We start from the raw sequence: 24,032 nt of genomic DNA, 5'->3' as shown, positions 1-24,032 counted from the left end.
CCGTCAGCCACGGCGTGCTGCACCACGCTCACTGCCCGGTCGCCGTGGTCCGCCGCCGCGGTGACGATCAACCTGGCCGCTGACCTGCTGTGGCCAGTTCGGTGGTCATGGGAGTCCAGCGGCCGGCCAGCCTCTCCCTGAGGACCGTCATCGTGGTGTACTCCAGGTCGTCCAGCGGCAGCCGGTGCGGCTCGAACGGACCATGGCGGCGGAAGTAGTCCATCACCTCGTTCGCCTGCTCACACGCTCGGTCGAAGGCCGGGTCGGCGAACAGTTCGCGCGGGCCGGCCTCGTAGGCGATGTTCAGCCCCCGGCCGCCCGGCAGCCCGCTGAGCCGTCTCCCAGGAAAACGTGCGGCATTCCTTCCCGTAGTCGGCCAGATTGGGCGCGGCAGTCCGACGAACGGCTTTGTGGATGAGATCCCACGTCATCACGAGTTCCCTCCCATCGGCTGGACCACATCAGCGACACGGCGGGGCCGAAAGGCCCCGGCGCCCAGGACCTCCGCCCCTGCACCGAACCTTCCACAAATGGGATTAATACCCATATAGCACCCGAAAGGACATGGAGGTATCCATGGACACGCTGATGCGCAGGGAGCGCTTCCTACCCGATCTGCTCGACTGGTTCGAAGAGCCGCTGGCCGCCATGCGGTCACGCACATGGCAGTCCATGCGGTTCGAGGACTACATCAAGGACGGCAGGTACGTCCTCCGCGTCGAACTGCCAGGGATCGATCCCGAGAAGGACGTCGAGATCGACCTGACCAACGGGGTCCTCACCATCCACGCGGAGCGGCGCGAGGAGCACCGGGAACAGTACCGCACCGAATTCCGGTACGGGGCCTTCACCCGCTCCATCGCGCTACCTCAGGGAGCAGACGAGAACGACGTCAAGGCCGTCTACGACCAGGGGATCCTCGAAGTGAGCGTGAGGCTGGCCGAAAAGAGGCCAGAAGGACGGCACATCCCCATCGAGGGAGCTGCCCAGCCGAAGGAGTGATCAGCCAGGCGGACGAACAACCAGGCCGATGGTGCCATCGTCCCATCGGCCCTGATCCCCACGCGGCGGCCCGCCTGACCTCAAGGCAAGGCGTGGAGGGAGCGTCTCGGGACACCTAAAAGGCCACTCCGGCACCGCTTACCCCATCAGCATCCCGGAAGGGAGAAAGGAGAAAGGAGAATACCCCTCCTGTTCTTGGAAGCGGTGGGGGGCGCTTTGTCGCAACCCTTTCCAGAGCATCGTCGTCCGCGCCGCGGAGATCGTGCACGCTTGCGACGAGGCCCTGCGCATCATCGACGGCTACACCGGCAGGAGTGCCCTGAGTAACGCGACGATCACCTGGTCAAGACGTTCTGAACGTTTCTCGATGTTCGATGTGAGCATCCGGCCCGGGATAGACCAGGCTCTCGTGCTCCTCTTCGAGCCAGCGCACCTCGTAGGGCGGTGATCCGTCGTCGTGATGTAGGGCGATGATGATGCCGATGCGGCGGGGCTCGCCCTGATGGGCGCCCTCGATCACCAGCATGTCCCCGACTGCTGCCTTCATAGGCTTCTCCTTCCCGCTCAGCCACGCTTACCCATCCCGCTGCGGGTCAGCCCGCTCCGTCCGAGGAACTGTGAGCCCCATCCGGTCCAGACACTTCACGTGATCGGAGACCCGGTTCTGCTGTGCTTTACGCCGCGGCGAGCGCTGCTCGCGCCTGCGTGCACAGCCGGGTAAGGGAGGGGCTCTGACGCACCGGGGGCGGTACGGGCTCATGCAGTGCGCGGGCGGCTTCGGGGAGCCGGGCCAGATCGGCTGCGCACCGCTTCGAGGCTTCGGCCAGCGACTCGGCAGGCGTGAGCCGATGCCCTTCACGCATCACGGCAACGAGCAGCGGCACGTGGCCCGCAGGCGCCTTCTCTGAGCGCAGTCCCACGACATCGGCGTCGAGGCCGCGGAAAACCTGTTTCTTGCCTGGGGCAGTGATCTTGCCAGGCGACAGCTTCATCATCGGGCGATCGTCGTACTCGACCAGTTTGTAGGCGCTGTCGAGATAAGGGGCATCAGCGGACACGCCCACTTTGGTGCCCACGGCGTAGGCGTCGATGGGGGCGTTCTGGGCGACCATGTCGGCGATGGCATATTCGTCAAGGCCGCCGCTGGCCAGGATACGGGCGTCTTGCAGGCCGCTCTCGTCGAGCAGCCGCCGGGCTTTCCGGGCGAGCTGGGACAGGTCGCCCGAGTCGAGCCGGACGCCGATCGTGCCCGGCAGACGTAGCCGTCTGACCACGTCGATGGCGGCTCGTACTCCCGACACCGTGTCGTAGGTGTCGACGAGGAAGGTGGTTCTGCCGCCGTGATCGAGGGCGAAGGTCTCGAAGGCGGTTCGCTCGTCGCTGAACGCCTCGATGTACGAGTGCGCCATGGTGCCCACGGCCTGCAGCCCGTATCTACGCGCCGCCTCGACATTGCTGGTGGCCGAGAAGCCTGCGATGGCGGTCGCACGAGCCACGGCCATCGCGGCATCTATCCCCTGCGTGCGGCGGAAGGCGAAATCGATCAGGTCGGCGCCGTCGGCGGCGAGAACACAGCGCGCCGCCTTGGTGGCCACGCTGGTCTGGAAGGTCATATGGTTTAGCAGGACGGTCTCGACCAGTTGCGCTTCGGCGATCGGCGCCGTCACCTCCAGCAACGGCTCCCCCGCGTACACCACCTGACCCTCTGGCATCGCCCACACGTCCCCGGTGAAGCGCAATTTCTTGAACGACTCCACGGTCTCCAGTGGAAGCTTCTCGACCTCGGCAAGGTAGGCAAGATCGTCCCGGTCGAAGGAGAACGACTCCAAGAAGTCGAGGCACGCGGCCAGCCCCGCAGCGACCAGAAACCCGCGGCTTGGCGGCAGCTTGCGTGCGAAGAGGCTGAAGGTGGCCTGGCCGGTCATGTCATGGCGCAGGTAGCTTGCGGCCATCTTGAGCTCGTACAGATCCGTCAGCAGAGCACCGCTCATAGCGCAAGCATCTGTCCGGCAGCCTGTGTGAACAGCGGCCGATCGGCCTGGTTAGGCGGGCCGAAAGTCCCGGATGGGACTCAGAGTGTCACGATGGTCACCGCCTCTTGAGACTTCCGGCCGGTCGCGATCGATGTCGGCCGCGAGCAGGCGCACTCCGCAGGAGATGTCGAAACCGGCCCTACCCGGGGAGACCACAGCACCGATCGGGAATCCGTATCCCCAGTGCTGGTCAGACATGGCGTAGGAGGAACGGACGATATCTGGCAGGACGGCCACGTTGACGATCCGCTGCAGTGCCTGGTCCTCCTGAAGCAGTTCTCGGGAAGCCCGTATGACGCCGGGCACCCGCATCGACCCGTACCGCTCGATGCGGAAGCGATAGGGCCTGGGCCGGCGCTGTCTCCGCCGGCGCCGGAAGCTCTCATCCCACGCGCGTCCTGCTGAAATGGTCGGTGAACCAGTTTCGCGCCAGGTCGGCGACGATTTCCAGGGCTCCGGGCTCTTCAAACAGGTGTGTGGCATCAGGGATGATCTCGAGCCGGTTCTCACAGGTCAACCGCTCTTGTGCTGCCTGATTGAGCTCGATCACCAGTTCGTCGCAGCCACCCACGATCAGCAGCGTCGCCGCCCGCACCGCCGCCAGTCGCGCTCCAGCAAGATCTGGCCGTCCGCCTCGTGAGACGACAGCGGCCACCCTGTTGCCCGGTTCCGCCGCGGCCCACAGTGCGGCCGCCGCCCCGGTGCTGGCTCCGAAATAGCCAACCGGTAGCACCGCGGCCCGAGGCTGATCACTCAGCCAGTTCGTCACCTGCGCGAGCCTTCCGGCCAGCAACTCGATGTCGAACACGTTGCCGCGGTCGTACTCCTCCTCGACCGTGAGCAGGTCGAAGAGCAAAGTACCCAGACCCGCGCGGTTGAGCACCGAGGCCACGTACCGGTTACGCGGACTGTGCCGGCTGCTACCACTACCGTGCACGAAGACCACTATTCCGTCGGCCTTCTCCGGAACAACGAGTTGCCCCGGCAGCCGGACAGGACCGGCGTCCACCGTCACCTCGTCGGCAGGCTCCGGCGGATCAGACTTCACCTCGCGCTCTTTCCCGGGCACTGCGCCCTCGGCGGCTGGCGGTGCGGCCCACTGCAGCAGCTCGACCACCCGTTCGTCGGCGGCCTGGGTGAAATCGACGTACCAGGTGCCAATGCCCCAGAGAACGGGAGGTGTCTCCAAACAGATCACCTCGTCGGCGTCCTGACGCAGGCTCGCGATCGTGTCCGGCGTTCCGACAGGGACCGCCAAGATCACTCGCGCGGCCCCGCGTTCACGAGCCACCTGGCAGGCGGCGCGAGCGGTGCTGCCCGTGGCGATCCCGTCGTCCACCACGACGACCGTACGGCCCGCAAGGGCGACCGGTGCGCGATCGCCCCGGAAGCGGCGAACCCGGCGCAACACCTCGGCCCGCTCGCGCTCCTCCACCTCGGACATCTCCTCGCGCGTCACATCCACCAACCGGACGACATCCGTATTGATCACACGGACGCCACCCTCTCCGATGGCACCGAATCCCAGCTCGGGCTGGAACGGCACTCCCAGCTTTCGAACCACGATCACATCAAGCGGCGCACCCAACGCCTGGGCCACCTCGAAGCCCACAGGTACACCCCCTCTGGGCAGCCCGAGGACGACCACATCCTCATCGGTGACGAGTCCAGCCACACGTTGGCCCAGCCGAACACCCGCATCATGACGATCAGCGAACATTACGCCTCACACCTCCCCAACCCCTCTGCAGCGGTGAAGGAGCACCCCTTACCACCATCTGGGGGTAGGAGACTGCGGAGGTAGGGGCTAAGGTCCCCTCTCATGAACCCGCGCTGGCACGGCGCCTTATAAGCGACTGCCTGCGATAAGCGATGATCGTTCCGCTCACGCGAAGGCGGACGTCATAGTCGGGCTACTTCATGTCGAAGGCCGCGTCGCCGAGCGTGACCCAGGCCAGCTCGTAAGCCCTGTACCGACGACCTCGCATTCCCCAGCGGGCCAGGGGCTGCTGGGGACGGTCGCTGAAGCACGCCTGACGAACGACTTCACCATGCGGGACCTCCGCCCCTGCCTGCAACGACGCGTCCCGAGCTGGGATGAGGGCAGGGATGTCTCGAAGGGAGGAGCGGCCATGCGAGTCAAAGTTCAGGACATCATGACCATCGAGGTCGCCTCGGTCAACGGCAGCACGCCGTTCAAGGACATCGCCGAAGTGCTCATAGCGCACGGCGTCAGCGCCGTGCCGGTGGTTGACGCTGAGAACCACGTTCTGGGTGTGGTGTCTGAGGCGGATCTGCTGCACAAGGAGGAGTTTCGCGAAGCTTACTACGCGGAGGGCTACAAACCACCGCTGCGCGCCCGCCTGCGCCACCGCCTGTCCGAGGAAGGACCCGACCTCCAGCGCAAGGCCAGTGGGAACACGGCCGCGCAGCTGATGACCGCGCCCGCCGTGACCGTGCCCGCCACCGCCTCGGCCGTCCTGGCCGCCCGCCGGATGGACGAGCATGGCATCAAACGCCTGATCGTCGTCGACGACGACGGCACGCTGCAAGGCGTCGTCAGCCGACGCGACCTGCTCAAAGCGTTCGTTCGCGCCGACGCCGACATCGCGCATGAGCTCCGCGAGGACGTCCTGAATCGCTCGCTACTGGTGGAGACCGCGGACGTCAAGGTCGAGGTGCATCAGGGGGTGGTGACGCTGAGCGGCTGTATGGACCGCCGCAGCCGGGCACTGCTCGCCGTACGGCTGATCGCACGCGTTGACGGAGTGGTGGACGTGATCGACAAGCTCCAGTGGAAACACGACGACACATAGGCATGACAAGCGGGAGGAGCGGTATGGGGTCGCCGAAGCTGACCTTCCTCGGCGGCGTCGGCACCGTGACGGGGAGCAAGTTCCTGCTCGAACTGCCCGACGGGAACCGTGTGCTGCTCGACTGCGGGCTGTTCCAGGGCCAGCGGGAGCTGCGACGCAGGAACTGGGCCACGTTCCCGGTCCCGGCGGCGTCCGTGTCGGCGGTGGTGCTCAGTCACGCGCATTTGGATCACTGCGGTTACCTGCCCGCGCTGGTGCGGCAGTGTTTCAGCGGTACGGTCCACACCACGCAGGACACGGCGCGGCTGGCGGCGATCGTGCTGCGCGACAGCGCCCGGCTGATGGCCGACGAGGCCGAACACGCAAACGCCTACGGCTGGTCCAGCCACCGTCCGGCCCTGCCGCTCTACGACGAGAAGGACGTCGAGAAGACCCTGGAGCTGTTCGTACCCCTGAAGCACGAGGAGCCTGCCGAACTGGACGGCATCGGGCTCCGTCTGCACCGGGCCGGGCACATCCTCGGCTCCTCGTGGAGCGAGATCACCCTGCCCGGAGGCACGACGCTGGTCCACACCGGAGATCTGGGTCGCGCCGCCCATCCGCTGCTCCAGCCACCGGAGCCGCTCCAAGGGGCCGACATCCTGCTCGTCGAGTCGACATACGGCAACCGCCACCACGACGACTCCCGCACGCTGTGGAACCTGGCCGTGGCCATCAACCGGACGGTGCGCCGCGGCGGTTCGGTCCTCATCCCCGCCTTCGCCGTCGACCGTACCGAGGTCATCGTCTACCGGCTGCACGAACTGCGGCAGAAGGGCATGATCGCCAATGTTCCGGTCTACGTGGACAGCCCCATGGGACTGGCCGCCCGTGACGTGTACCTGCAGGCGATCGCCGCCGGCTCGCCAGAGTTGCGGCCCGGGCTCACCCGCGATGTCCTGGCCCCTGGCTGGCTGCGGGAGCTGCGCACCGTCGAAGAGTCGATGAGCGTCAACGAGCCGGACCAGCCGTCGATCATCATCACTCAAGATCCATGGCCGCTACGTGCCCGTACGAGCCGAGATCGTGAACCTGCCGGGATTCTCCGTGCACTCCGACGCCGACGAGACCATCGCGTGGTTGCGCACCACCCACCGGCCGCCCCAGGTGACCTACGTCATCCACGGCGAGCCTGACGCGGCCGCCACGCTGCGGGGCAGGATCCACGACGAGCTCGGCTGGCACGCGATCGTCCCCGCTCCGGACGAGCTCGTTCTGCTCTAAGTCTTTCTGGTCTGGCGGATCAAGAAGAACTAAGTGTTCACCCTGGTTCACGAGTTGCCCAACGGATCATTTATCTCGATTGTGCCGACCTCGGCGGAGAACGTCCGCCGTCTACCAGGCGTTATGCAGCCCCAAGGCTGAGGCCGCCCACACCCGCCGGGCTCGATCCGGACCGCACCTCCTTCACCGTGACCATCCGTGTTGCTCGCGCCCACGCCAGCAGCCACCGCGCCAGCCCGACTCAGTCGCCCAAGCACGCCGTGAGGCCATCGCGGATCTCCTCGACGGCCTGTTGCCCCCACGTCGCGATCGGCAATGCGAGCGCGTCAAGAAGCCGCCGAAGAACACCTTGCGATGATCGAGATCTACATTCCCGACATCCCTCCTTATTGCCTCCTCAGCGCCACAGGGGAAAGGCAAAGAGTGTTGTGACGAGAACGGCAATAATTGCATCTGTTAAATTAAAGATGTGCTGATCACGATGCTTTCCAAGGGTTCCGCGGATGCGCATTGTCCCTGGGTGACAAGAGCAGTGCCGCGCCCGTTCGCCTCACCGGAGCTGTCGGTCGTCTTGGCGGTTCCGCCGGGGCATTGCGTGTGGTCCTGGTCGACCGGCGCGATGGCCTGGCGATACAGATGCCTGTGCGTATCGAGTGTTCCGAAGACGCCGTTCAAGCGGCCAAGCGCGGAGCGGGCGATCGTCGACTGCAGACGCGAATGCGGGAGACCTCGGGGCACCGGAGCGGTCCTTGTCGATGGGGACCATGGACCTGCCGCCGAAGGACGTAAGTCCCTGTGATACAAATGCCGACCCTGGCAAGGGTAGGAAAGGAGAGCACTTACTGGGAGATGGTCCTGATGCCTCAACCCAAGCCCGATGCGGTTCCCGCAACCGAGGAGACGCATCCGCTGGAACTCGAGCTGAACCTTATCAAGGTTCGGGTCAGCAAAGCCGAGAAGCAGATCCAAGCGTTGGCCGAAGCCACTCTCGCTCTCGCGCACGGTCTGGAAGCCAGACCGATGGAGGAGCCCGGGCAAGTGCACCCCGAGCAGGCCGCGCGACTCGCCCACGAACTGCTGCTTGCTGTCGGCTTCGTCAGAAGGGACGTGACACGGCATGAGCAATCGACACGCCTCCATAACGCTTGACCCCCGCGAGGTGCAGGTGGAAACACGCGGCGCCATTTCGCCCGGTGCGGTCGACGATGCCCGCGAGGTGGTGGCGGCAGCGACATCGTTCGCCCACGAGCCAGTGCTCTTTGCCCGGGTCAAGCTCAGCGCCACGGCCGATCCAGTTGTGTTCTGTCCGTGCACCGCGCAGGCGAACATCAACGTCAGCGGGCAGTTCGTCCGCGCTCAGGCGGTCGGCGAGTCCATGGACCAAGCCATCCGGCTGCTCGGCGACCGGCTCCGGGTCCGGTTGCGCCATGCTGGCAGGGACGGGGAGAACCTGCGTGGGCGACGCCCGGAGGACGTCGACTACGAGTGGCGGCGCTCCAGTCCTCACCGTCGCCCGCTGCCCTACTCCCCCCGGATCGGAGGAGAACACGAGATCGTCCGGCACAAGGCCTACGAGCTGACTTGGGCTACCCCCGATGAGGCGGCCTTCGACATGGAACAGTTCGACTACGACTTCTACCTGTTCACCGAGGCGGAGACCGGCCAGGACAGCGTCATCTACCACAGCCGGGACGGTTACCGGCTCGCGCAGATCGCCCCCATGCCCCACAAACTCGGCCCGGTGTCGATCCCACTCACGGTCAGCCCTGTTCCAGCACCCGTCCTCTCCGTCAGTGAAGCGGTCGAGCGTCTGGAAACCACCGGTATGCCGTTCGTCTTCTTCGCCGACGCCAGTACTGGGCGGGGCAGCCTCGCCTACCACCGTTACGGCGGCCGCTACGGCCTCATCATACCCAGCAGGTGATCAGCCGGGTCTCATCGACGCTGGTCACGCCTGCTGTCGGAAGGTCTGCCGGCTACGGAGATCGGCCACAGAATCTCCACTGCGCACTCCGATGCACAAGCAGCCGAAGCCTTTCAAAAGTCGCCCTGCTACCTGGCTGCGCTGGCCGGTCCTTCCATGAATACCTGCGCGACCGCCTGATCAAAGGGGCGGTCACGTGTTCGGGAGGGTGCCGGATCGGTAGCGCGGCCCGCACGGCAACTTCGCGTGTTGGCCTCGCCCGGGGGATCGGCGCTATTCGCCTAGCTTGCGGCCGAGTCGGGTGACCCACTGCCCTGCAGGGTAGGCGGTCGCGCCGAGGATCCGAACGCGGCGGGTGGCGTGCTCAATGACCGCCGACACAAAGGATCTACCAGATCATGGAGGCAGCGATCTTGGATCCCGAACTCGGCCCGCAGTGACCAGGAACCCGCGGCTTGGCGGCAGCTTGCGAGCGTAGAGGCTGAGGTGGCCTGGCCGGTCATGCCACGGCGCGGGTAGTTCACGGCCATCTTGAGCTCGTACGGATCTGTCAGCAGAGCACCGCTCATAGCGCAAGCATCTGTCCGGCAGCGGGTGGAACAGCGGCCGATCGGCCTGGTCGGGCGGGTCGAAAGTCCCGGACAGGACCCAGAGTGTCGCGATGGTCACCGCCTCTCGGGACTTCCGGCCCTATTTCCCGCCCCTCACCTGGAGCTGTGATGAAAGCAACTTGGAAGTACGAGGCGTCCTCGTACCGGAGCAGGAGGGAGCCGACTGGCCATGGGCATGACCGTTGAGGACGTGATGACGAGCAAGGTCGTCTCCGTCACCGCCACCACCCCGTTCAAGGACCTCGCCGAAACGCTCGTCAGCAACGGCGTCAGCGCCGTTCCGGTTCTGGACGACGACAACCACGTGATCGGCGTGGTCTCCGAAGCCGACCTGCTGTGCAAAGAGGAGTTTCGCGAGCAGTTCTACCGCGAGGGCTACCGCCCGCCGCTGCGAACCCGGCTGCTCCATCCCAAGAGCCGCCAGAAGGCGAGGGGCGACACCGCCGCCAACCTGATGACCAGTCCCGCCATCACCGTCCCTCTTGAGGCGTCGGCGGTCGCGGCCGCCCGCCTCATGGACGCCCACGGTGTCAAACGACTGCCGGTCATCGACTACAACGGCCGGCTGCAGGGCATCGTCAGCCGCTGCGACCTCGTCAAGCTGTTCCTGCGCGGCGACGAGGAGATCGCCGCCGAGGTTCGCGATGACATCCTCGACCGCACCCTGTGGTTCGACACCTCCGCCGTGACCGTCTCGGTGAACGACGGTGTGGTCACGTTGTCCGGCCGGATGGAACGCCGCGCCGAGGCCACCATTGCCGCCTGTGTGGTCGCCCGCGTCAACGGCGTCGTCAGTGTGGTCGACGAACTGGCCTGGAAGGCCGACGACTCCGTACGGAAGGCCGGATAGCCGTGTCCAGTACGCGATGTCCCGGCGCAGAACAGCAGGGACTTTCGCCTCTGACCCAGATGATCCCGAGAGGGGGTGTTGAGGGCATGCAACTCGACTCGTCCGGACTTCAGGTGCTCTCCCGTGAGGAGTGCCTGAGCCTGCTGTCCACGGCATCGGTCGGGCGGATCGTGTTCACCGATAACGCACTCCCGGCCGTCCAGCCGGTCAACTTCCATCTCAACGGCCATTCCATTGTGATTCGCACCTCGATCGGGTCGAAGCTAGCGGCCGCCACCCGGCACGCCGTGGTGGCTTTCGAGGCCGACCAGTTCGATCCTGAACTGCGTACCGGCTGGTCTGTCACCACGGTGGGACGTGCGCGGGCCGTGACCGACCCGGCCGAGATCGACCGGCTGACGGCGCTGCCATTGATGGCATGGGCACCGAGGATTCGGGACCACTACATCGTGGTCGATGTCCAAGAGGTGTCCGGCCGCCGCATCATCGGTGGTCGCCGTTCAGACGGTCCGGTAGTTGTGGTCTGGAGTCGCTCATACGGCGTGCGCGGTCGATGTCGGCTCGCTCCATCTCGTCCAGCGACAGCTCGACGGCAGCCAGTGCCTCCTCCAGCGAAGGGAGGAGGCGATCTTTGAGGGCGCGGATCCTGCGGTTCGTCGAAGCTGTCTCGGCCGTCATGATTCGTGCGGCCTCCGCGGCGATCGCGTGTCCCAGCCCGGCGAGCAAGGCAACGCGGTAGGCGTGCCTGGCGGGAACGAGAGCGGTGGTGATCGGGAGGGGGGCCACCGCGTCGAGTTCGGGGAGCACGCAGGAGACCCGGACCGGGTAGCTCGTTCCCACGGCGTCGGCCCAGTGCACGTTCACTTCGGCGAGGCGGTCGCCCGCCGCCAGGCGCACGGCCCGCTGGCCACCGAGGCGGGTCACGCGGAGGAGCCATTCGTCGGCGGCCCGGCATGCGGCGAACCACTCAGCCTGGGTCCGTGCCGCGTTCTTGGTGAGCCGGTCCTGTTCCCGCCGCAAAATCCGCAGCTTCCTGTCGAGTACGTCGAGCCCGTGCCGGACCGTGGTCAGGCGGCGGCGCAGCCACATCCGCCCTGCCCGGCCAGGCGGGATCCGTAGTCTCATGACGTTCCCTTGTATCCGGCTTCGAGCGCTTCCTCGCTGAGCATCGACAGTTCGCTCCGCGGCAGCACGGAGACCACCTGCCAAGCCCGCTCGAAGGTCTCCTCCAGAGTCCGGGCCTCCTCGGGCCGCTGGGCCAGCAGGCGCGTCCGGAATGCCTCCGCCATGGCCAGGTAGCGACGGTCGGCCGGACTCAGCGCGCTCTCCCCCACCAGGTCGGCGAGTTCGCCGGCCTGCCGGGCGCGAGACAGTCCCGCCTGGATCTGCGCCGCCAGATCCAGATGCTCGGGCCGGGTCCGTCCCGCGCCGACCCCCGCACGCATCATGCGGGAGAGGGACGACAGCGGGTCGATGTGCGGGTACGGAAGGACCTCGCGGCTCAGCAGGATCTGGCCTTCGGTGATGTATCCGGTGAGGTCGGGCACTGGATGGGTGATGTCGCCCGCGGGCATGCTCAGCACCGGCAGCACGGTGATGGAGCCGGGTTGTCCCCGGATGCGGCCGCACCGCTCGTAGATGGAGGCCAGGTCACTGTAGAGGTAGCCCGGATAGGCCCGGCGGGCCGGAATCTCGCCGCGGGCGGCGGAGACCTCGCGCAGCGCCTCGCAGTAGCTCGTCATGTCGGCCAGCACGACGAGAACATGACGCCGCAGGACGAACGCCAGATGCTCGGCCACGGTCAGCGCTATCCGCGGCGTGAGCAGCCGTTCGATCACGGGATCGTCGGCGAGGTTGAGCAGCAGCGTAAGCTCCGCGGCCGACGAACGCCTCTCCAGGATGTCGCGCACCGTCCCCGCGTCACCGTGGGTCAGCCCCATGGCGGCGAAGATGACGCTGAACGGCTCGCCACCGGTGTGGGCCTGGGCTGCCACCTGGGCGGCGAGCTCCAGGTGGGGCAGGCCACTTTCGGCGAAGACGGCGATCTTCTGGCCGCGGACCAGGGTGGTCAGCGCGTCGATGGCGGAGACGCCGGTGATCACGGGTTCGGCGGGAGGTTCTCGCACCGTGGGATTCATCGGGAAGCCGGCCACGGGGGCGCTGTCGTCACCGAAGATCGGAGGGCCGCCGTCCAGTGGCCGGCCGCGCCCGTTGCAGACGCGTCCTTGCCATCCGGCGCCTACTGGGATGCGCAGCGGGCTTCCGGTGAAGGTGACCCGTGTCGTCTCCGCTCTGAGTCCTCCGGTGCCCTCGAGGACCTGGACGACCGCGAGGTCGCGGTCGACGTCCAGGACGAGGCCATGCCTGCGCTCGCCGGACTCAAGCGTGATCATGGCGTACTCGTCCCAACCGACGTTCCGGGTGCCCTGGACGACGATGAGGGGCCCGCGCAGCTCCGCCACGTCGGTGTATTCGATCGGAGCCCACGTTGTCACCGCAGTGTCTCCAGCTCGTTCAGCACGGTGTCGCGTCGTGCCGTGATCTCTTCCTCCGGTGCCTCCTTGGCACGCAGGATGGAAGAGAAGTCGCGATCTTCGACGGCGGCGGCGGGCACGCCGTACTCCACCAGGTCCTGGCAGAGCGCCAGGATCGCCAGGATCGCGTCGGCGATGAGGGCGGTCCGTTCGGGCCGGCAGTACGCGTCCAGCGTGCTCAGCGAGCTCTGCCGCAGGAAGCCCTCCCGCAGCAGGCGCCCGGCCAGCAGGCCGATGCGCTCGCGGGCGGGCAGAGCGCCTGCTCCGACCAGCTCGGCCAGCGCGGTCAACCGGTCGGCCTCGGCCAGCAGGCCGCCCACGCGCGCGCGGCGGGCCGCGTTCTCGGGAGCGCCTCGCGTCAGGGCATCGGCGTCGCGGGAGAAGGATTCGCGCCAGGAGATCGCCGGGTAGTGCCGCGCGTAGGCGAGGTCACGGTCCAGGGCCCACAATGTTCGCACGAATCGCTCCGTGTGCGCCGTGACGGGTTCGGTCAGATCGCCGCCCGGGGGCGAGACGGCACCGATGATCGTCACCGACCCGGTGGCACCGCCCAGCGTGACGACCCGGCCGGCTCGCTCGTAGAACGCGGCCAGGGCGGAGGCGAGGTCCGCCGGGTAGCCTTCCTCGGCCGGGAGGGTTCCGCTGCGGGAGGCGAATTCCCGGCGGGCCTCCGCCCAGCGGGAGGTCGAGTCGGCGATGACCACCGCGGCATAGCCCATGTCGCGGAAATGCTCGGCGACCGTGACTCCGGTGTAGATGCTGGTCTCGCGCGCCATCATCGGCATGTTGGAGGTGTTGGCGATCACGACGGTCCGGTCGGAGAGCCGCCCGCCGGTACGGGGATCCGGCAACTCGGCCAGCTCGGCGACGACATCCGCCATCTCATTGCCGCGCTCCCCGCAGCCGATGTAGACCACCACATCGGCGTCGCACCACTTGGCGATCTGCTGGAGGAGCACGGTCTTGCCCGTGCCGAACCCGCCGGGCACGGCCGCGCTGCCCCCGAGACACACCGGCAGGAGCAGGTCGATGACCCGCTGCCCCGTGACCAGCGGCACCGTCTCGTCCAGCCGCGACGCGTACGGCAGTGCGCGACGCACCGGCTGCCGGCGGGTCAGCCGGACCTCGGTTCCGCCGACGACCGCGACCGCGGCGTCGTGAGGGTAGCGGCCCGTCTGCCGGATGGCGGAAACCTCGCCCCCCGGCGACAGGACCAGGTATGCCAGCGAGCCCGCACCTTCGACGCGCCCGATGGCCGTGCCCGGCGCCGCCTTCCGGCCCTGCTCGACCAGCGGCGTGAACCGCCATGAGCGGGCGACGGATGCGAGCGCGGGCACGGCCGGGTCCAGCCAGGGGCCCGCGCCGGTGAGCGGCCGGAGCAGGCCGTCGAACACCCCGCCGAGCAGGTGAGGCCCCAGCAGAGCCGAGACGGGTGCTCCACCGCGCTCGGCAGGATCGCCTGGAGCCAGCCCACCGGTGTACTCGTACGCCTGCACCGTAGCGCGGCCGCCTCCCAGCGTGACGATCTCACCCAGCAGCTTGTGGGGCCCGAGCAGGACCAGCTCGAACATGGCCGCGCCGGCGAGGTCCTCGACTTCGACCAAGGGGCCATTGACTCGGGTCACGGTGCCCACAGCCGCTCCACGTCCGCTCCGAGCGCGTCCACGGCTCGTACGGCCAGCGCGCTGAGCGTGCAGTCGACGCGCCGGCCGCGCCCCTCCGCCAGCACGCCGCCGTCAGGTTGCTCCTTGACGACCAGATCTTCTCCCCCGGCGGCACGGGCCAGGAGGCTCAGCCGGTCAAGGAGCCTGGGGTAGCAGGGATCGTCACGCAGGGCCCTGACCGCGGCGGCTGATCGGGTGCGCAGTTCGTCCAGGGCCTCTCGTCGAGCGGCGAGTTCCATGCGGCGGGCGCGGCGTTCGGCGTGGATCCGTTCGGTGACCGCATCCGCCTCGGCCTGGGCGGCTCCGTCGGCGCGGGCGTCGGCGAGGACGGTCCGGGCCTCCTGGCGGGCGGCGGCGACCAGTTCGGCGGTCTCTTCCTCGGCTCCGGTGATGATCGCCCGGGCGTCGAGCCCGGCCTGCCTGGACAGGGCTTCGGCCAGCGGCGCCAGCGCGTCCCGCATGGTCGTCACGGCGGCATCACCACCGTCAGCCGCTCACCGGCCTGTTCGCCGACGGCTTCGGCCGCCTCCGGAGTGAGGATCACCACGGCGACGTCGTCGCCGAGGGAGGCCCACGCCGCACGAGCGGCCCCGGGGGTGTCGGCCGGGAGGACGACCGCCCCGGCAAGCCGGAAGCCCACCACGCGGACGGCCTCACCGATGACGGCGACGATCGCCATGGCCGGTCAAGCCCGTCCGATGAGGATGATGCCGATGACGAGCCCGTAGATGGCGATCCCCTCCGCCAGGCCGACGATGACGATCGCGCGCCCGAACAGCTCGGGCCGCTCGCTCATCGCGGCGAGCGCCGCGGCTCCGGTGTAGGCGACGGCGATGCCCGCGCCGATCGCCGAGCTGGCGACCGCGATGGCCGCGCCGAGCAGGGCCGCCCAGTTGCCGCCGGCCGGGTCGGCGGTCGCCGTCCCTTGAGCGGAGCCCGCGGTCACGGCGCAGACGAGAAGGACGATCGCGGCGAGCGCGATGACCGCGTTGAGCGCGTGCAGTCCTCGTTTCACCCAGACGAACATGGGGCGGCCTCCTTGGACGCCGGCGGCAGGTGCCAGGGGCGGAAGGGCCGTCCCTCGGCTTGGAAGACCCTGGAGAACAGCTCGTAGTACTCCAGACGGAGCGCCTGGACACCGGCCACGAGACCCTCGATCGTCAGCGCCAGCACGTTGCCCAGCAGGAATATCGCCGCCGCGGCGAAGGGGGTGGCGGCCCACAGCCCGGTGGTCGCGCTCCACACGATCGAGCCGATGGCGGCGTGGGTGAGGCCGAAGGCGGCGAGGCGGGCGAAGGAGGCGACGTTGGCGCCCAGCCGGACGACCGCGTCGAAGAGCTGGATCATCGCTTGGGCGGCTCCGCTCGCGCCGCCTCCCGCTCCGGCGTAGAACCCGGTGAAAGCCAGAATCAGGCCCACCACGGCGATCACGCTGCCGGCGGCGACCGGCCAGCCGAGCCTCGCGTACCAGCCGAACAGGACGAGTCCCAGCCCGAAGAACAGCGCCGAACCCGCGACCCCCGCCGGGGAGTACAGGGTGGCCGGCCAACCGCCCTCCCGCCACCGGTTCACAACGCCCAGCAGGTAGGCGGCCGCGAGCAGCAGCGCGCCGCCGGCCAGAGCGGCAGCCAGGAGGGCGATCGGATCGGCCAGCGGCCGCACCCAGAGCACGGGGATGACGCCTGTTGGGCCGAAGAACTCGCCGTAGAGCAGGCCGAAGACCATGCTCGCCAGTCCCGCGCCGACGGCGAACGGCCACGCCCGGTGGAGCCGGGACAGCCATCGCGGGCGCTTTCGATACAGCCCGACCGCCGCGACGAGCAGCAACAGGCCGTGCCCGACGTCGCCGAACATCATGCCGAACATCAGGACGTACGCGCCGACCGCCAGCGGGGTCGGGTCGATGTCGGCGTACGGCGTCGTCCCGTAGGTGTTGACGAGCGGGGCCAGGTTGCCACGCAGCCCTTCAGTGCGCAGCAGGGACGGGGCCTCCTTGCCTCGCGGTCGAGCGAGTGGCACCACGGCCCCGCCCTCGGGGGCCACCTGGCCCGCGAGTTCGGAAACGACTTTGGCGGGCATCCAGCCGACGAGCGCCGCCACCTCGCCACGGACGACGGCGCTCTTCGAGACCGCCTGCAGCTGTGCGTCAGATGGTGTGGCCAGTTCAACAACCCCCGCTTCGCCCACAATCCTCAGCACATCGTCCAGCGAGCAGGCAGGGGCGACGATCGCCACCCGCTCCATGCGGACGGGCCGCAGCGCCTCTCGCCAGCTCATGGCGCCAGTCCCTGATCGGCTGAGCGCATCGCGATCACCGCCATGCGGCCTGTTCCAGGGCGGCGCGCACCCGCCGGGCGTCCGCCGCCAGGACGGCGACCGCGCCCAGGACCGGTCCCGCCGTGAATCCCGCCCCGGCCAGGAGATCGCGCCCTTCGTCTTCCACGCGCTGCCACCAGCGCTCCTCGCCTCGCCACAGCTCGCGCGGATCCTCGATCCCGTGGAGCACCCAGCGTGCCGCCGTGGGAAGCCGTTCGGCCATCTCGGGGATCGAGGACGCGTCGAGCGCGCCTTCTCCGACGAGCACGCGACAGCATTCGGCCGGCCTGACGCCTTCTGCCAGGTGCGTACGGGCGAGCAGCAGGGCTGTCGCCCCCAAAGCCCACGGCCTGGCCTGCGGAACGGTCTCGGCGACCCGTTCGGCCCAGGCCAGGCGCATGCTCAGCTGGATCTCACGAGGGCTTGAACCACCCGGGTCTCCCCACGGGGAAGCAGCCAGGGCCGCCCGGACCTCAGCAAGGGATCCGCACAGTCGCAGCCTCTGCCACGCAGTACCCAGCGAGCCCAGGGCGAACTCGGGCTCCGCCTCACCTCCCGCGAGCCGGCAGATCAGCTCGTCCGCGTTGGCGAGCTCGAACCAGCGGGCCAGCACGCGGACCATCTGCCCGCCCTCCCGAGGCAGCCAGCCGGCCAGAACGCGCAGATGCCACAGCAGAGTCGCCAGAACCGCCCACTGGGCCTCCGCCAGGCTTTGCCCGCGCCGAACGTCATGTCCATACGGCGTGTCACCCAGCAGGGCCACCGCCTCGCTTACGGAACCGCATGCCGCGATGCGCCGCGCACACGCCATCCCCGCCCTCCGCCGGACGAGAGCCCTGGCACGTGTCGCCCCCGCGACCCACGAAGCGGTCATGGCCGGTCATCGGCCAAGGACCTGACCATGTCGGTCACCCGGGCCACCATCTCCGGCATCCGGCCGGCCGAGCGCCGGCGGACACCCTCAGCGGCGGCTGAGGCCTCTCGCAGGAGCTCCGCGACGGCCTGATCGTGGCTCTGGCGGGCAAGGGCCGATGACCGTGCGCGCTCCGCATCCGCCTCCGCGTGGGCCGAGGCGACGATGGCCGCGGCTTGATCGTGGGCGCGCGCCCGCATGCGATCGGCACGGCGCCGGGCATGGTCTCGTTCGTTCGCGCACGCGGCCTGGATGTCGGCGAGTGCGGAGAAGATCGGCGCCAGTTCCTCGGCTTGGTCGGCCACGTAGTCGGCGGGGACACCTGCGGGTGCCGCTGCCCCGGGCACGCCGGAGGGACGGAATCGTGCCAGGAAATCGGCCAGCCGGACCATCAGTCACCTCCCCCTTGGGTAATGCCCCCGGCAAAGCCAAAAGTCGGTCAGTTCACGGCCGAATGTCTGCCAGGCTGCGTCAGCATGAGGGTGGTGTCACAACGACGGGACATTCGGCCGCCGCGAGCGCGGCCTGGGTGACCGGCCCCACGAGCGTGGTGGGTGTTGAGCCGATGCCACGACTCCCCAGAACCAGGAGCGTCGCGTCCCGCGCCGCGTCGATCACGGCGCGTTCGGGGCGCCCGGCTACGAACTCCGTCGTGACCGGCACGTCTGGGTACCGGCAGATCAGCGTTGAGACCGCGCCCCGGAAGCAGGCTTCCGCGTTGACCCGGAGCGCTCTGCGATCCACGAAGGGCAGACCGTCCTGTCCAGATAGATCACCGGCATCCTCCCAGCAACACACCACCGTTACCGAGCCGTCACGCAGCTCCGCCTCCTCGAACGCGAACTCCAGGGCTCTCTGTCCAGCGGGAGACCCGTCGACGCCGACCACGATCCGCGCCTTGCCCTCCCTCACCGGCACATTCCCAGGACCGACGATGACGACAGGCCTGACGCTGTGCGCAGGCACCTGTACGGCCGCCGATCCCACCCGCAGTTCTTCGAAGCCGCCCTGCCCCCGAGATCCGAGCACCGCCAGCTCGGCGTTGTGCGTCGCCTGCAGGAGCACCGCCGTGGCCACGCCCTTCCCCAACAGGGGCCGGACGTCGAGAGCGGGCGCCAGTTCTCGCGCGCGACGCACGCCTTCCTCCACCACAGCGGTGCCGGTGGCCCTCAACTGGGCCAGAACCTCCTTGTCGACCGGACGCCGAAGATAGGGCCAATGCCAGGCATGGCACACCGCCAGGGGAAGCTTGCGCAATTGCGCTTCCTCCACCGCCCAGCGCAAAGCTTGCTCGCTGCCCGGCGATTCGTCATAGCCGACGACGATGACCCGCTCTTCCGCCCTGACCACAGGGACCTCTGTTTCGGACCAGGTCGACATGGTGAACGCCTATCCCGCCGAGGACGTACGAGACCCGGCAGACGGCCAAACCTTGGGAAAGGAAGATCAACGCGCCCGGAGAACCCGGTGATCAGGGGCATTCGTCCAGCCGGATCGCGGACCTTCGCCTCTGCCGTTCGTCGCGGGAAGCCGATGGGATGGAGCCGTGAAGGAGGTTGCGATCATGGAAGCCAAGCAGTGGACCGTGCAGGTCTACATCAGCGAGGACGGCGACGACACCTGCGCCCGAGCCGTACTGACCACCCGGGACGACACAGGGCTGACAGGCACCGGTCGCGCCCACCGTAACCCTGCGGATCCGTCGGTGCCCGAGATCGGAGACGAGTTGGCGGCTGCGCGGGCACTGGCCGATCTGGCCGGGAAACTCGCCGTCGTCACGCAACGAGACATCGCCGAGATCGCGAGTTCCCCGGCTCCGGGCCGGTCGTGGTGAGCCGGCGGCCTTCTAGTCAGGTTCCATTTGAGGTCTCTGGAAACGCCAGCGCATGTTGAGCTCAGGGGGATGGACGGCGCCCAGCGCGCGCGTCAGTGCCTGTTCCAGGGGGATGCCCGTGTCGATCTCGATCGCGTCCGGCCACGGCGACATGGCCGCGGCAGATGGCGGTGTCTCACGGGTGGCGAGTCGTGGGGCGGCGAGTTGCGGCATGACGGTACACAGCAGTGAGACCCGATTACTCGAGGTCCGGTCGGCCGCCTGCGCGGCCATCGCGCGATATTGCTCATCGGCCCAGGAAGCGTCCAGAACGACCGACTCGCCCTGGCCGAGCAATCGCTCGGCACGGGACAGCAGCTCGGATTCGGAGGGGACGTCCGAGCTGCGCAGCAAGGTGAAGCCGAGCCGGTCGGCCAGCGCGCCGGCCAGAGTCGTCTTCCCGCTCGCGGGCGGGCCTCCGACCAGGACCAGCGTGACGGCTGCGGCGTGCAGATGGCGCAGCGCCAGCTCCGCCAGCCGCCGTGCCTCCCACGCGGCATCCACGTCGCCCTCCGAATGGCGCACGCAAGCGCTCTCGGCTCGGACGAAGGCCCGGTAAGCGACATAGTGGTGCCACAGCGCCGTGGGTGCCTGATCGCCGCTGAATTCGACGTACCACCGCAAAAACAGGTCGGCCAGGCGCGGCGCGCCCAGCCATTCCAGGTCCATGGCGAGGTAAGCGGCGTCGTCCAGCCCGTCGAGGAAACGCTGCCGCTCGTCACAGTCCAGGCAGTCGAGGATTCGCGGCCCGTCATCGAGGCAGAAAATGTCCTCGGCCACCAGGTCGCCGTGGCCCTCGACAATGTGGCCCTCAGCGATTCGCGTCTTGAACAAGGATCTCCTGCCATCCAGGAAGCGCAGCACGAGTTGCTCGATCTCGTCCAGCAGGGCAGGCTCGACCGTGGCGCCGGAAAGACCGCGGACCCGTTCGATGGCAGCCGTCCACCGCGACCGCACGCCTTCCTGATCGATCTGCGGGCCTCGTCGGGCCCTGGCATGCAGGTCGGCGAGCTGCCGCGCGACCGCGCGCACATGCTCCTCCACAGGCTTGCCCGCCCGCACGAGCGTGGCCAGGCGGCGTTCCTCTGGCATGCGACGCATCACCACCAGGTACTCGCAGACCGTGCCGTCCGGGCCGAGCACGCTGGCCACGCCCTCGTAGACGTCAGGCGCCAGTCTGCGGTTGAGCTCGACCTCACGCCGGCAGGCCTCCTCCCTGGCATGCAACGTGGCGAAGTTGTCTGGCTTCTTCAGCTTGTAGGCGTGCTTGCCGAGCAGGAACACCACGGCGGCCCGCGTCTCCTTGATCGTGCTGAACATGACACACCCCCTCTTCCAGTTCAGGTCTGGAAGGTCCGCCGCCGCCAGCGGCAAAGAACCCGAATTGGGAAGCAATACGTCAAAAGTCACCCATCTCACTTCGGCCAGGCCGAAGGTCCCAGCGGGCGCGGGACCGTCGCCTCTTAGGCGCCGACCCCTCAGCGCCGGACGATGAAAGCATGAGAATCGGAATCAACGGATTTGGCCGGATCGGCCGGGCCGTCATGCGACGTGCATTGCATACAGATCTGGACATCGTCGCCGTCAACGACATCACCAATGCGGCCACACTGGCCCACCTGCTGCAGTACGACTCCACCTACGGGCCGCTCGATGTGCCCGTGACTGCTTCGGACGGGATAATGCAGATCAACAGCGCGACGATCGCCGTCAGCGCCCACGCGGACCCCGCGGACATCGACTGGCGTGCCCACGGTGTCGAACTGGTCATCGACTCCACCGGCCGGTTCAGGACCAGAGAGGCGCTGGCCGCGCACCTGAAGGCCGGCGCCGGCAAGGTCCTGCTCTCGGCCCCGGGCAAGGATCTGGACGCCACCATCGTCCCGGGCGTCAACGACGCCGCCTACGATCCGGACCGGCACGAGATCGTCTCACTGGCCTCGTGCACCACGAACTGCGTGGCGCCCATGGTCAAGGTGCTGCACGAGCGCTTCGGCCTGGTACGCGGCTTCATGACCACCATCCACGCCTACACCGGCGACCAGGTGCTGCTGGATGCCCCGCACAAGGACCTGCGCCGGGCCCGCTCGGCGGCCGTGAACATCGTGCCCACCACCACCGGCGCCGCCCGCATGGTCGGCCAGGTGCTGCCTGAGCTGAACGGCCGGCTGGACGGCGTCGCCATCCGGGTGCCGGTCGAGGACGGCTCGATCACCGACCTGTCCGCCCAGCTCGCCCGGCCCGTCACCGCGCAGGAGCTCAACGACGCCTTCGCCGCTGCCGCCGAGCAGGAACTGAGCGGCATCCTGCGCTATAGCACCGCCCCGCTCGTCTCACGCGACATCATCGGCAACGCCGCTTCCTGCGTGTTCGACTCCGCTCTCACCCAGGCGAGCGAGGACCTGGTCAAGGTCTTCGGCTGGTACGACAACGAATGGGGCTATGCCAACCGGCTGGTCGACATGGCCCAGCGGATGGCCTGACCTTTGATCAGCGCATCCGCCGCAGCAATTGTGAGGGCGGCTTTTCACAGGGCGCCACCCTGATCCGGGCGTCCACCGTGGCCGCGCCCTGCGGGGTGACGATGACCGGGTTGAGGTCGAGCTCGGCCACCTGCGGCAGGTCTTCGAGCAGCCTGCTGATCCGTACGATGTGATCGGCCAGGGCGGGGACGTCGACAGGTAGTGAACCTCGGTAGCCGTGCAGCACCGGGGCACAGCGCAGCTCGTTGATCATGGCGATGGCATCGACGACGGGCGGCACCCGGAAAGCGCGGTCCGCCAGCAGATCGGCCATCACGCCGCCCATGCCGACCATGACCAGCGGCCCGAACACCGGGTAGTTCACGCCGCCCACGATGATCTCCACGCCTCCGTACAACATGTGCTGGACGATCGCCCCGGTCAACTCAGCGCCGATTCGTGCCGACATGTCGTGATACGCCTGCCGTACCTCGTCCGGGGTCTGGAGGTTGAGCCGGACCCCGCCGACCTCGCTCTTGTGCACGGGGCCCGTGGCCTTGAGCACGGCGGGCAGCCCGACACGGGAGGCCGCCGCGGCGGCGGCCTCTGGGCTGTCCACGTCGATGGACTCCACCGGCGTCACGCCGTAGCAGCCGAGCAGCCGGGCGGCAGTAGCGGGTGACAGCCAGCCGCCGTCCGGGCGCGCCGCCAACTCCGCGTGGACGATCTCCCGGGCGGCCGTCTCGTCGGCTGGCGGAGGCACCGGGACGGGTTCGACGGGCCGGCTGCGCCATTCGGTGTAACGCACGACGTGGGCCAGGGCCTGGACGGCCTGTTCGGGGAAGGCATAGCTCGGTACGCGGCCGTCGATCATGCCGTCGTGGCCGACGACGCAGGCCAGCACGGTCTTGGCCGCCGTCTTGGTGGCGTCCGCGATGGCCTGGCGGGTTGCCTCCAGGCCGTCGCCGAACGGCGGGGTGTAGACGACGAGCACCACGTCGATGTCGGGCGAAGCGGCGAGGACCTCGACGGCGGCGCCGATCTCGGCGGCGGTGGCGTCGGCGGTCAGGTCCATCGGGTTGCCCAGCGCGGCGGCGGCACGTGCCTCCAGCAACCCAGGCGGCAGTTCCGGAACGATCAGGCCGTGGGCCTCGCAGGCGTCGGCGGCCATCGCCTGCGGCCCGCCGGAGTTGCCCACGATGGCCATCCGGCGACCGGCCGGCAACGGCTGAGCGGCCAGCAGCTTGGCCACGTCGATCAGCTCGTGCACGCTGTCGAGCCGGATCACGCCGGCGGCGCGGGTGAGCGCGTCCACGGCCACGTCCGGGGTGGCCGCGGCGGCGGTGTGCGAGCGTACCGCCCTGCCGCCGGCCTCGCCACGGCCGCTCTTGACCAGCAGAACCGGCTTGCGCTTGCCGACCCGGCGGGCGATGCGGGCGAACTTGCGCGGGTTGCCGAACGACTCCAGATACAGCGCGATCACGCCGGTGTCGTCGTCGTCCTCCCAATACTCCAGCAGGTCGTTGCCGCTGACATCGGCCTTGTTGCCGACCGACACGAACGACGACACATCCAGCCGGTCCAGCAACGCCGCCCCCACGGCGCCGGACTGCGACATCAACGCCACACGCCCGCGGACGGGCCGGTGCGGCAGGAAGCTGGCATTCAGCCAGGCCCCGGTGTTCACCACGCCCAGGCAGTTCGGGCCGATCAGCCGCATCCCGGCCGTACGGCACACCTGCAGCAGCTCCGACTCCGCCGCACCCTGCCC

At 68.5% G+C, this 24,032-nt stretch carries 25 protein-coding genes and 2 pseudogenes; 10 read left to right on the top strand and 17 right to left on the bottom strand.

The features are described 5' to 3' along the window. Positions 1 to 67: 67 nt before the first annotated feature. Complete coding sequence (locus ABZS69_RS65555) at positions 68 to 301, bottom strand: fructose 1,6-bisphosphatase (RefSeq protein ID WP_355394842.1); 234 nt, start codon at positions 299 to 301, stop codon at positions 68 to 70. Positions 302 to 576: 275 nt separating this feature from the next. Between ABZS69_RS65555 and ABZS69_RS65550 the strand changes: the two genes are divergently transcribed. Continuing rightward, positions 577 to 1,002 carry an Hsp20/alpha crystallin family protein gene (locus tag ABZS69_RS65550; RefSeq protein WP_355394837.1) on the top strand — a complete coding sequence of 142 codons (426 nt, stop codon included), beginning with the start codon at positions 577 to 579 and terminating at the stop codon, positions 1,000 to 1,002. Between the two features lie 343 nt (positions 1,003 to 1,345). Here ABZS69_RS65550 and ABZS69_RS65545 read toward each other — a convergent pair whose 3' ends face one another. From ABZS69_RS65545 to ABZS69_RS65530, 4 genes are all read right to left on the bottom strand, one after another. Then, positions 1,346 to 1,549, bottom strand: coding sequence for a DUF1918 domain-containing protein (locus tag ABZS69_RS65545; protein ID WP_355394834.1), 204 nt, complete (start codon positions 1,547 to 1,549; stop codon positions 1,346 to 1,348). A gap of 127 nt (positions 1,550 to 1,676) precedes the next feature. Continuing rightward, positions 1,677 to 2,993 (bottom strand): nicotinate phosphoribosyltransferase, encoded by a 1,317-nt coding sequence (locus tag ABZS69_RS65540; RefSeq protein ID WP_355394831.1) that lies wholly within the window; start codon positions 2,991 to 2,993, stop codon positions 1,677 to 1,679. A gap of 51 nt (positions 2,994 to 3,044) precedes the next feature. Further along, positions 3,045 to 3,347, bottom strand: a complete 303-nt coding sequence (locus ABZS69_RS65535; RefSeq protein ID WP_355394828.1) for an RtcB family protein — start codon at positions 3,345 to 3,347, stop codon at positions 3,045 to 3,047. 70 nt (positions 3,348 to 3,417) lie between these two features. Next, positions 3,418 to 4,755, bottom strand: coding sequence for a phosphoribosyltransferase family protein (locus ABZS69_RS65530; protein WP_355394825.1), 1,338 nt, complete (start codon positions 4,753 to 4,755; stop codon positions 3,418 to 3,420). 412 nt (positions 4,756 to 5,167) lie between these two features. Here ABZS69_RS65530 and ABZS69_RS65525 point away from each other — a divergent pair, with 412 nt between their 5' ends. From ABZS69_RS65525 to ABZS69_RS65495, 7 genes and pseudogenes are all read left to right on the top strand, one after another. Continuing rightward, complete coding sequence (locus tag ABZS69_RS65525) at positions 5,168 to 5,851, top strand: CBS domain-containing protein (protein WP_355394822.1); 684 nt, start codon at positions 5,168 to 5,170, stop codon at positions 5,849 to 5,851. A gap of 2 nt (positions 5,852 to 5,853) precedes the next feature. After that, positions 5,854 to 6,867, top strand: a pseudogene (locus ABZS69_RS65520) (MBL fold metallo-hydrolase); the annotation flags it as partial. 28 nt (positions 6,868 to 6,895) lie between these two features. Next, positions 6,896 to 7,114 carry an MBL fold metallo-hydrolase RNA specificity domain-containing protein gene (locus tag ABZS69_RS65515; RefSeq protein WP_355394819.1) on the top strand — a complete coding sequence of 73 codons (219 nt, stop codon included), beginning with the start codon at positions 6,896 to 6,898 and terminating at the stop codon, positions 7,112 to 7,114. 858 nt (positions 7,115 to 7,972) lie between these two features. After that, the gene (locus tag ABZS69_RS65510; protein ID WP_355394816.1) at positions 7,973 to 8,263 is read left to right on the top strand and encodes a hypothetical protein; all 291 of its coding nucleotides are present in this window, start codon (positions 7,973 to 7,975) and stop codon (positions 8,261 to 8,263) included. After that, positions 8,232 to 9,038: a sigma 54 modulation/S30EA ribosomal C-terminal domain-containing protein gene (locus ABZS69_RS65505; protein ID WP_355394813.1), complete on the top strand. Its 807-nt coding sequence runs from the start codon at positions 8,232 to 8,234 to the stop codon at positions 9,036 to 9,038. The genes ABZS69_RS65510 and ABZS69_RS65505 overlap by 32 nt, the downstream gene beginning before the upstream one ends. 780 nt (positions 9,039 to 9,818) lie before the next feature. Next, positions 9,819 to 10,499, top strand: a complete 681-nt coding sequence (locus tag ABZS69_RS65500; protein WP_355394810.1) for a CBS domain-containing protein — start codon at positions 9,819 to 9,821, stop codon at positions 10,497 to 10,499. 59 nt (positions 10,500 to 10,558) lie between these two features. Next, positions 10,559 to 10,969 (top strand): annotated as a pseudogene (locus ABZS69_RS65495) (pyridoxamine 5'-phosphate oxidase family protein); the annotation flags it as partial. A gap of 13 nt (positions 10,970 to 10,982) precedes the next feature. Here ABZS69_RS65495 and ABZS69_RS65490 read toward each other — a convergent pair. The 10 genes from ABZS69_RS65490 to ABZS69_RS65445 form a co-directional block, all read right to left on the bottom strand. Beyond that, positions 10,983 to 11,624, bottom strand: a complete 642-nt coding sequence (locus tag ABZS69_RS65490; RefSeq protein ID WP_355394807.1) for a V-type ATP synthase subunit D — start codon at positions 11,622 to 11,624, stop codon at positions 10,983 to 10,985. Then, positions 11,621 to 12,994 (bottom strand): V-type ATP synthase subunit B, encoded by a 1,374-nt coding sequence (locus ABZS69_RS65485; RefSeq protein ID WP_355394804.1) that lies wholly within the window; start codon positions 12,992 to 12,994, stop codon positions 11,621 to 11,623. The genes ABZS69_RS65490 and ABZS69_RS65485 overlap by 4 nt, the downstream gene beginning before the upstream one ends. Then, positions 12,991 to 14,658, bottom strand: a complete 1,668-nt coding sequence (locus ABZS69_RS65480; protein ID WP_355394801.1) for a V-type ATP synthase subunit A — start codon at positions 14,656 to 14,658, stop codon at positions 12,991 to 12,993. Before ABZS69_RS65480 ends, ABZS69_RS65485 begins: the two co-directional genes overlap by 4 nt. Then, positions 14,655 to 15,158, bottom strand: coding sequence for a V-type ATP synthase subunit E family protein (locus ABZS69_RS65475; RefSeq protein ID WP_355394839.1), 504 nt, complete (start codon positions 15,156 to 15,158; stop codon positions 14,655 to 14,657). The genes ABZS69_RS65480 and ABZS69_RS65475 overlap by 4 nt, the downstream gene beginning before the upstream one ends. Before the next feature lie 5 nt (positions 15,159 to 15,163). After that, entirely contained in the window at positions 15,164 to 15,376 is a 213-nt protein-coding gene (locus tag ABZS69_RS65470) for a V-type ATP synthase subunit F (RefSeq protein WP_355394798.1), read from the bottom strand. Positions 15,377 to 15,382: 6 nt separating this feature from the next. After that, on the bottom strand, positions 15,383 to 15,724 hold the full coding sequence (locus ABZS69_RS65465; RefSeq protein ID WP_355394795.1) for an ATP synthase subunit C: 342 nt from the start codon (positions 15,722 to 15,724) through the stop codon (positions 15,383 to 15,385). Continuing rightward, a complete protein-coding gene (locus tag ABZS69_RS65460; protein WP_355394792.1) occupies positions 15,709 to 16,974 on the bottom strand; it encodes a V-type ATPase 116kDa subunit family protein in 1,266 nt (421 codons plus the stop codon). Before ABZS69_RS65460 ends, ABZS69_RS65465 begins: the two co-directional genes overlap by 16 nt. Positions 16,975 to 17,008: 34 nt before the next feature. Further along, entirely contained in the window at positions 17,009 to 17,635 is a 627-nt protein-coding gene (locus tag ABZS69_RS65455) for a hypothetical protein (RefSeq protein ID WP_355394789.1), read from the bottom strand. A gap of 248 nt (positions 17,636 to 17,883) precedes the next feature. After that, positions 17,884 to 18,318 carry a hypothetical protein gene (locus ABZS69_RS65450; protein ID WP_355394786.1) on the bottom strand — a complete coding sequence of 145 codons (435 nt, stop codon included), beginning with the start codon at positions 18,316 to 18,318 and terminating at the stop codon, positions 17,884 to 17,886. A 79-nt stretch (positions 18,319 to 18,397) separates the two neighbouring features. Further along, positions 18,398 to 19,306, bottom strand: coding sequence for a universal stress protein (locus tag ABZS69_RS65445; protein WP_355394783.1), 909 nt, complete (start codon positions 19,304 to 19,306; stop codon positions 18,398 to 18,400). 184 nt (positions 19,307 to 19,490) lie between these two features. Between ABZS69_RS65445 and ABZS69_RS65440 the strand changes: the two genes are divergently transcribed. Further along, positions 19,491 to 19,760, top strand: a complete 270-nt coding sequence (locus ABZS69_RS65440; RefSeq protein ID WP_355394780.1) for a dsRBD fold-containing protein — start codon at positions 19,491 to 19,493, stop codon at positions 19,758 to 19,760. 12 nt (positions 19,761 to 19,772) lie between these two features. Here the strand turns inward: ABZS69_RS65440 and ABZS69_RS65435 are convergent, their stop codons facing one another. Beyond that, positions 19,773 to 21,119: a gluconate kinase gene (locus ABZS69_RS65435; protein ID WP_355394777.1), complete on the bottom strand. Its 1,347-nt coding sequence runs from the start codon at positions 21,117 to 21,119 to the stop codon at positions 19,773 to 19,775. A 179-nt stretch (positions 21,120 to 21,298) separates the two neighbouring features. On the opposite strand from ABZS69_RS65435, the gene gap reads away from it, so the two are divergent. Further along, a complete protein-coding gene (gene gap, locus ABZS69_RS65430) occupies positions 21,299 to 22,282 on the top strand; it encodes a type I glyceraldehyde-3-phosphate dehydrogenase (protein ID WP_355394774.1) in 984 nt (327 codons plus the stop codon). Positions 22,283 to 22,289: 7 nt separating this feature from the next. On the opposite strand, the gene ABZS69_RS65425 is transcribed toward gap, so the two are convergent. After that, positions 22,290 to 24,032 (bottom strand): acetate--CoA ligase family protein (locus tag ABZS69_RS65425; RefSeq protein ID WP_355394771.1); only part of this gene is annotated, 1,743 nt, incomplete at its 5' end.

The organism is Nonomuraea sp. NPDC005650 (genome assembly GCF_040605375.1).
Taxonomy (GTDB): Bacteria; Actinomycetota; Actinomycetes; order Streptosporangiales; family Streptosporangiaceae; genus Nonomuraea.
The sequence above is the reverse complement of the archived record's forward strand: the minus strand, read 5'-3'. Positions and strand labels throughout refer to the sequence as shown.

What these genes read in the sequence shown, in the direction of transcription:
- ABZS69_RS65550 (WP_355394837.1), top strand. Translation starts at nt 577, where the DNA reads ATGGACACGCTGATGCGCAGGGAGCGCTTCCTACCCGATCTGCTCGAC.
- ABZS69_RS65545 (WP_355394834.1), bottom strand. Translation starts at nt 1,549, where the DNA reads ATGAAGGCAGCAGTCGGGGACATGCTGGTGATCGAGGGCGCCCATCAG.
- ABZS69_RS65540 (WP_355394831.1), bottom strand. Translation starts at nt 2,993, where the DNA reads ATGAGCGGTGCTCTGCTGACGGATCTGTACGAGCTCAAGATGGCCGCA.
- ABZS69_RS65535 (WP_355394828.1), bottom strand. Translation starts at nt 3,347, where the DNA reads ATGCGGGTGCCCGGCGTCATACGGGCTTCCCGAGAACTGCTTCAGGAG.
- ABZS69_RS65530 (WP_355394825.1), bottom strand. Translation starts at nt 4,755, where the DNA reads ATGTTCGCTGATCGTCATGATGCGGGTGTTCGGCTGGGCCAACGTGTG.
- ABZS69_RS65525 (WP_355394822.1), top strand. Translation starts at nt 5,168, where the DNA reads ATGCGAGTCAAAGTTCAGGACATCATGACCATCGAGGTCGCCTCGGTC.
- ABZS69_RS65510 (WP_355394816.1), top strand. Translation starts at nt 7,973, where the DNA reads ATGCCTCAACCCAAGCCCGATGCGGTTCCCGCAACCGAGGAGACGCAT.
- ABZS69_RS65505 (WP_355394813.1), top strand. Translation starts at nt 8,232, where the DNA reads ATGAGCAATCGACACGCCTCCATAACGCTTGACCCCCGCGAGGTGCAG.
- ABZS69_RS65500 (WP_355394810.1), top strand. Translation starts at nt 9,819, where the DNA reads ATGGGCATGACCGTTGAGGACGTGATGACGAGCAAGGTCGTCTCCGTC.
- ABZS69_RS65490 (WP_355394807.1), bottom strand. Translation starts at nt 11,624, where the DNA reads ATGAGACTACGGATCCCGCCTGGCCGGGCAGGGCGGATGTGGCTGCGC.
- ABZS69_RS65475 (WP_355394839.1), bottom strand. Translation starts at nt 15,158, where the DNA reads ATGCGGGACGCGCTGGCGCCGCTGGCCGAAGCCCTGTCCAGGCAGGCC.
- ABZS69_RS65470 (WP_355394798.1), bottom strand. Translation starts at nt 15,376, where the DNA reads ATGGCGATCGTCGCCGTCATCGGTGAGGCCGTCCGCGTGGTGGGCTTC.
- ABZS69_RS65465 (WP_355394795.1), bottom strand. Translation starts at nt 15,724, where the DNA reads ATGTTCGTCTGGGTGAAACGAGGACTGCACGCGCTCAACGCGGTCATC.
- ABZS69_RS65460 (WP_355394792.1), bottom strand. Translation starts at nt 16,974, where the DNA reads ATGAGCTGGCGAGAGGCGCTGCGGCCCGTCCGCATGGAGCGGGTGGCG.
- ABZS69_RS65455 (WP_355394789.1), bottom strand. Translation starts at nt 17,635, where the DNA reads ATGGTCCGCGTGCTGGCCCGCTGGTTCGAGCTCGCCAACGCGGACGAG.
- ABZS69_RS65450 (WP_355394786.1), bottom strand. Translation starts at nt 18,318, where the DNA reads ATGGTCCGGCTGGCCGATTTCCTGGCACGATTCCGTCCCTCCGGCGTG.
- ABZS69_RS65445 (WP_355394783.1), bottom strand. Translation starts at nt 19,306, where the DNA reads ATGTCGACCTGGTCCGAAACAGAGGTCCCTGTGGTCAGGGCGGAAGAG.
- ABZS69_RS65440 (WP_355394780.1), top strand. Translation starts at nt 19,491, where the DNA reads ATGGAAGCCAAGCAGTGGACCGTGCAGGTCTACATCAGCGAGGACGGC.
- ABZS69_RS65435 (WP_355394777.1), bottom strand. Translation starts at nt 21,119, where the DNA reads ATGTTCAGCACGATCAAGGAGACGCGGGCCGCCGTGGTGTTCCTGCTC.
- gap (WP_355394774.1), top strand. Translation starts at nt 21,299, where the DNA reads ATGAGAATCGGAATCAACGGATTTGGCCGGATCGGCCGGGCCGTCATG.